This is a genomic window from Helicobacter sp. MIT 14-3879 (assembly GCF_003364125.1).
On the sequence record NZ_NXLP01000057.1, the window covers coordinates 1 to 7351 of the forward strand.

Below are 7351 nucleotides of genomic sequence, written 5' to 3' on the forward strand. Positions count from 1 at the left end.
ATTTTATACTATTCTCTGTGCTTTAATAACCATAGGAGTGAGTATGTTTGCAGTGCGAAAACTCCATGTTGTGCCTACGGGCATACAGAACTTTTATGAATGGATTATCGGCGGTATGCTCTATGTTGGAAAGGACACGTTGGGAGATAAGCTCGCTAGAAAATATTTTCCTTTAGCTGGAAGCATAGGCGTTTTTGTATTCTATTGTAATGTAATTGGCATTATCCCCGGATTTGAAGCTCCGACCGCAAGCATTAGTTTTACATTAGTATTAGCATTAATTGTTTTTTTCTATTATCATTTTGAAGGCATTAGAGCAAACGGAGTGATTAAGTATTTTGGACATTTTGCTGGTCCTATTAAGATTCTATCCCCTCTTCTTTTTCCCATAGAGATTATTTCTCATCTTTCTCGCATTATCTCCCTCTCTTTTCGTTTGTTTGGAAACATTAAGGGTGATGATATGTTCTTGCTTGTCATGCTCACTCTTGTACCTTGGATTGTTCCCTTGTTGCCTTTTGCTATTCTTATGTTTATGGCTGTTTTACAAGCATTTGTCTTTATGATTCTTACTTATGTCTATTTAGCAGGTGCGGTTTTATTGGAAGAGGATCATTAAGAGATAATCCACACATGTAATTGTAAGTATGAATAAAAAAGTAGAAAGCAGAAAGATTCTAGCAATATTAGATTTTTTCTATGGATTCTTTTTTGGTACTGCTATTTTTGCTGCTGCTTTAGTTTTTATTGTTACTCCTTTCTTTTTTTCCGCCGTCCTATTTGCCGTGAGTATTTTTGCTCTATTTATATTTCTTATGATAGTAGTTAAATACTTTCGTGTGCGTATTGAAATAGCTCAAAAAAGCCTTGACATTCAGATAGAATCTAAGATTTTCCAAGAACAAATTTTGCAAATGTTAAAACACAATTCTCAATGTAATTCTAAAGATTGTGTAGATAACACTTAAATTCAGTATCTTAGTGTATTTTTCACAAACAGAAACCTTGTTGATTTCTGGCATATTTCAATGCCTATCTACCCTAATGGTATATATTTTGCTTGTTTTTCTAAAAATTCTATTCTTTAGTGAATAACAAAACCACCAATAAGGGTTCTGCTATGCGTGTAACATTTGGAACAAAATACAATCAAATGCTCAACAATCAGGGTTCTTTGACCTCAAAGCTAAATGATATGAATGCCAAAATTGCAAGCGGAAAAGAGATTCAGTATGGTTGGCAAAATGCGAGTGTTTCTAATCAGAATCTCAAATTAGAATATGATGAGGTAACCCTTGAACAAGGCATAGATGTATCAAAAACTGCTGAAACAAATACGCTCAATACAGATAAAGCACTGCAAGAAATATCTATGGCTATGGTGCAATTTAAAACCAAGCTTTTACATGGTGCCAATGATTTGCATACACCTACCTCAAGAGAAGCTTTAGCGCGTGATTTAGAAGCCACAAAAGCACATATCATCAACATTGCTAATACTTCTGTAGGGGGAAAATATATTTTTTCTGGGAGTAAAGTAAGCGTACAGCCTCTTGATATGGAAGGCAATTATTATGGTAATGATGAATCGTTAAATGCGCTTATTAGCTCTAAAAACCTTGTACCTTTTAATATTACTGGGGAGGAGCTTTTTTATGGTTTTGATAATGATAAGCATCGATTAATTACTACCAATGAACGCATGCTTAATCAAACAAGACTTCACCCAGCAACTATGGATCCCTCTGAAAAACATAGCGAGCCTACTGAAGTCTATTTGAAAGAATATGATACCTTGCGAGATATGTTAGGAGATAATGACAATAATTCTGCAAATAATGGTAAGGAATATTTTTATCTACAAGGTGTCAATAGTCGCGGACAAAGCTTTAAAGAAAAATTTGCGCTTGATGTAGGTTATTCTCATCCTAATCATTCTACAAAGGTACGGGATTTATTAGACCGCATTGGCAAAGCCTTTGGAAACACAAATAAAACACAAGTAGTTGAAGTAAGATTGAATAATTGGGGACAAATCGAGATTAAAGATTTAAAACCGGGTAGCTCTAGCATTGATTTTCACATGATTTCAAGCAATATGGATGTTGAAAATACCTCAGAATTAGAATCTCTTGGCGCACGAATAAAAGTTTATAGCTCACAGAATCTTATTTCGGAATTTAATGTAGGCAATCTTAAAGGTGTGAATGATCTCTATGACAATCGTGTTACCCATATTCCTACAACTCTTATACACAAAGACAATACTATGGCTGAAGTAGATTCTAAGCTTACGGATATACTTTCTACCACTACCCACTTTATCAGAATCACAGGTACTGCACCTAACCAACGAGATGGCACTATCGATGATAGAGATTTAGGAGAACCCATGGTTATAGACATAAGGGGTATGGAGGTGCGAGATTTATTTGCTATGATTAAAGAGTATTTTGGTGGTAATCTTGAAATTGACTTAGATCATGGACAAATTAATATTTATGATAAAAATGTAAAAAATAAAAGCACAGACACTATGAATCCTCCTTTTGATGGAGAAAGAGGATTTTCTATTCGACTAGAGACATTAGATGAAAATCAAAAGCCAATAAATGGTTTTACTTCCGCACTTGGAGTGAGCTATACAAAAACAGGTTTTCATCAATTAGGCTCGAAACTTAGGGGCAATATTGCCCAAGCTATCTCAGGAACTTCCATTCTTGCCAGCAATGAAACCAAACTCATTGAAGTAACTGATGGCTCACTCAATGGGAAAGTATATGGATTCAAGTTTCAAGATCATAATGGTATCGAATTGCATGCTAGCCTTACCTTTACTAAGCAAGGTAGTTTTCTTGAATTACCTTCTCAAAAATCAGAATCTCACACCATTAAGATTCCACTTTTTAATCCTCATGATGAACCACCAGAAGTTACTGTAAGCGAAGGCGACAAAGTTACTTATAGACAACTTATGGATGCTATGTCAATTGCACTTAATTATAGCAACGAAGATGAAAAGTCCTTGCGTGCAGCAGAGATTAGCGGTAAACCTACACAAGCAGCAAAGGACGCTTATGAGGCTCTTTTAGAGAGGGCAAATGAGAAGCTTTCTATTGATTTTGATAAAGAAGGCAAGATTGTTATTCAAGACAATATTCGTTCTGTTACAAGAATGTCAATGATGTTCTATGATAAAGACCAAGATAATTTTAGCCCAGAAGCAATCCGCAATTCAGTTTCTAATGTTCGTTTAAATGCTAATGGATCACTTGTTGTTGATGACCCTAAAATTCATTTTTTCAGGGGACTAGATGATGCAATCCAGTCTGTTCGCGACGGTATATATCGTGCAGGAGCATTGCATGGACAAAGATATGACGATACTATGCAGAGTATCGGTATTCAAAATTCCATTGAGCTTATTGACCATTTAAGCGACCATATAGAAAAGATTATTTCTAAAAACGGAGCGCATACAAGGACATTCCAAAATGCTATCACAAGGAATGAAGTCATAAAAACACAAGTAAGTGGCATTAAAGGTGAAACGATAGGAGCAGATTTGGCTGAGACATATAATAAATTTACTAACCTTAGCAATAATTACCAAGCAGTTTTATCTTCTACCAATCGAATCAATCAGCTTTCTCTTGTTAATTATCTCAACTAAGTATTCTAATAAATTGAGAGCAGACATATCTAAATCATTGTGAAATTGTAATGCCTGAATCCTGCTCTTAATCATCATAAAATAGAGTTCTTATAAAATCTATGTAGGAAAAAGGGTTTTTGGAGAGTTTCCCTTGATTCGTTATCATTGTTTGAGCAAATTGATAGGCTAAAGGCAAAAGATTAGAACTCATTAACTTTGGAGGGCTAGCAGATAAAGGCAAGCATTCATTCGATTTGAATATAATCTTACTCACAAAATCCTATAGTAAAGGATTAAGCGAGATAAAACTCTACCTCATAAACATAACGGGGTGAAAATCATTTTTAATAAAAAGAGACATGTGGTCAAGCTAATCATGATAAGCATTCAATATTATGAAAATTTAAGGATTTCAGACACTTAAAAAAACTTAGGCAGCAACCTCAAAATGAAATTGAAACAAGCCTAACAAAATGGACTCCAGAAGTATCAACAAAGAAATCTTCCAAAAAGCAACCTATTACTTGAGATTAAAAATCGTGATAAGTAAATGATGAATGCCGTTTTTTATTTTCCAATAGAATGTATTAGGTGTCGTTCATTTATAAGCTCGTAAAAATCATCGGGATTAGAAAATCAAATGTTTCAACACGAAATTGTAATATCATTCACTTTTCCACTCATGCTACTCAAAATGCAAAGAGAAAGCGTAACTTCTGCCAAACATAAATCCTTGAGCAAGGTTTAGTTTCCTTAACAATAAAACACAGTTCAATCCATACAATGTTTTGACAAAGCTGCTTGACATGCAGTGTTTTTAAACAGAAGTTCAAAAAAACAGATATAAGCCCCTACCAAGAGGGTATTTCTCTTAGAGGGATTCAAGAGATGAGAACCAAAAGAAAAGAAAAAAGAAAGAAAGAGTCTAAAGAATGAAAGAATGTAGAGAATCAATACAACATATCCTCCACAAAAGATACTCAAGACTAACATAAGTGTAAAGCACATTCCCATAAGTAAAAGCACACATAATTCTCTACAAAGGCACTTCTACATCACCTAATATAAAAAATATCAACATTAACTCTCTACACCACACAAGAGAGAACAACCACGTTTTTAATGTATGGAACGAATAGAGTATGAGTAGAAATAAACTATAAAATTCATTATCCTAAACTCCATCATACTGCAATAACAAAAATCTCAAAGATTCTTAATCTAAGCTACAATTATCTTTGATAAAACATTCAAAAATAAGGACAGCCATGCAACATTGCCACCAAAAACAAACTTCTATTCACACACAATGTGATAACCCCTTGATTATTTTCGCGAGCAATAATCCTCATAAAATCCAAGAAATACAAAACATACTCAACACAAAAATCCTTACTCCCAAAGAAATTGGCATAACAAACTTTAATCCCATAGAATCTGGTCTTACATTTGAAGAGAATGCAATGATAAAAGCAAGTGCATTATTTACAACACTTCAAAAATACCTCATCAACAGAGAATTTATCACCAAAAGCAAACCAATGGAACAAATATTACACTCTAAGCAAATCAATTTACTGATTCTTGCTGATGATAGTGGATTATGTGTAGATGCTTTAGGAGGTTCACCCGGAATATATTCTGCACGTTATGCGAGCCTTTCACAACATAATACTAAAGAATCCAAGAATACAGGCGACTTAGAAAATAGAGAAGCACTTAAGGAAAAATTGATAGGTAGAGGATTTGCTGCGAGTAGTGCGTTTTTTCAATGCAGCATTGCATATATTGCTTGTCAATTAGATTCCATGCAGCATCGCATTGACGAAAGAACAAAAGGTGTAACCAATGGAATCTGTAAGGGCTTGATAGCAATTAAAGAATGTGGGGACAACGGCTTTGGTTATGATAGTATGTTTTATAGGGAAAACTATGAAAAAGATTCTCTTTCAAAACACAGCATTATATTGCCTACAAAAATTCATACAAACACAAGCAATGAGAATTTTACTCTGTTTGATTCCAGTAATGCTCATACCGCCTATACAAAATCGTGGCATAAAGATTCTATTCATACCTCTCATTGTGCATTTGCAATTCCTTATCGAGATTCTGAATCTTTTTTAGAATCTTTGCAATATTCTTTAGCCTCACTATCACCAAAAGAAAAGAATGCAATTTCTCATCGCTCTAAAGCTCTCATGCAACTAAAAGACATTTTACATCTTGAATATTAAATCTTGCGAGTTCTATTAATCTCATTACATGTATTCTTGTTGTTTATGATTCAAACAAAATTTTCTTACCAACAAATCAAAAGAGAGATAAAGAGTATGGATTAATAACCACAGACAGCTCCTGCTTGCCTAAAACATGTCAGCCCATCAATTCGTTTGTAATTTGAAGTGTTGTGGTTCTTGTTTCAAGCCTTTTTACTCATTGTTTTGCTTGATAAAATGCAAAATTACTACGTTGCAGAGATTCATGTATGATTTCCTACCATGACTAGACAAATGATTCAACACAAGTGTAGGAACAGGATTTAGATAGATTCAAAACTTATAGCAATATTTCTAACTTGTTATGTTTTCTATTAAAGAAATAATGAAGTCATTGCTATCCAGAGTATGACATGTTAGAATTTTATGACAACATTGTATCTTTATAACCTTGTATAATCAAGCATTTATACCTTAAAAACTATCAATATTAACAAGATTCAAAAAATTAATTTACTTTAGATTGAAACTTATAACTCCTAAAGAACTATAAGTACAGTTCTTGATATTCTAACATTACAAAATGTTAAGTTTGGCTTTGGTTGGTGTCAAGGATATTCAGAACTCTTGCATATAGAATCCTCTTATCTTCTTGGGTTTTGGCATTTTAATATTCATTTTGCTTAGTTCTTCAAGTCTTATGCAAGCTTCTTGTAGTTCCATATCACAAGCCCTATCAAAATACATTTTCGCATAACTAAAATCTTGCTCCACACCGTTGCCATTAGCATAAAGAACAGCCATATTAAAACAAGCTTTTGCATACAGATTTTTGCATGCTTTTTGGAAAAATACACTAGCAGTGCTATAACTCTGTTTTGCTAAATCCTTGCTCACATAGAGCATTCCTAAATTATAACAACTTGCAGCATGATTTCTTTCACAGGCTAATTGATAGGTAAGTTTAGCATTAGAATAGTCTCGTAAAGATTCATAGCTTAGAGCGAGAGCAAAACAACTTTCCACATTGCGCATACTGCATGCTTTTTTAAGATAACCAAGTGCTTCAAGGTCTCTATTAGCCAAGCTAAGAGTCGCTCCAATGAGACTGCATGCCAATAACTCACAATCTCGCACGCTAGGAAATCCAAAACTAAGAATCGTATTGCAAGCATTTATCTCTTGCCTAGAACATCTCTTGAGAATGAACAATAAAGAATCATCAAAATCATTTTCGGCAAGAGATGAAGATCGGATGTTAGCATACTTGCTAGAATTGTTAATTTGATTCGCCTGCAGTAAAAGACTGCTTGCAACAATAAAAAACAATAGACCAACAAGAAAAGGAGTTTCATGGAGGTATTTACGTTCTTGGTTGTATAAATCATATAGATAACAAAAAAACCTAGTCGATATTTTAGCTGGTAATAGTATCATTGACTAATTCCTATCTAGTCTTACTGTTCTCATATTATAT

General features: G+C 33.9%; 5 protein-coding genes. 4 read left to right on the plus strand and 1 reads right to left on the minus strand.

The annotated features are described in order from the left end of the window. From CQA44_RS10545 to CQA44_RS10560, 4 genes are all read left to right on the plus strand, one after another. Positions 1–619, plus strand: a 619-nt coding sequence (locus CQA44_RS10545; protein WP_115547196.1) for a F0F1 ATP synthase subunit A, incomplete at its 5' end; no start/stop codon positions are given. A 28-nt stretch (positions 620–647) separates the two neighbouring features. Further along, on the plus strand, positions 648–968 hold the full coding sequence (locus tag CQA44_RS10550; RefSeq protein WP_115547197.1) for a hypothetical protein: 321 nt from the start codon (positions 648–650) through the stop codon (positions 966–968). A 152-nt stretch (positions 969–1120) separates the two neighbouring features. Continuing rightward, a complete protein-coding gene (gene flgL / locus CQA44_RS10555; protein ID WP_115547198.1) occupies positions 1121–3673 on the plus strand; it encodes a flagellar hook-associated protein FlgL in 2553 nt (850 codons plus the stop codon). 1250 nt (positions 3674–4923) lie between these two features. After that, positions 4924–5892, plus strand: coding sequence for a non-canonical purine NTP pyrophosphatase (locus tag CQA44_RS10560; protein ID WP_115547199.1), 969 nt, complete (start codon positions 4924–4926; stop codon positions 5890–5892). A 600-nt stretch (positions 5893–6492) separates the two neighbouring features. On the opposite strand, the gene CQA44_RS10565 is transcribed toward CQA44_RS10560, so the two are convergent. Further along, positions 6493–7311 carry a tetratricopeptide repeat protein gene (locus CQA44_RS10565; protein ID WP_115547200.1) on the minus strand — a complete coding sequence of 273 codons (819 nt, stop codon included), beginning with the start codon at positions 7309–7311 and terminating at the stop codon, positions 6493–6495. Positions 7312–7351 lie beyond the last annotated feature (40 nt).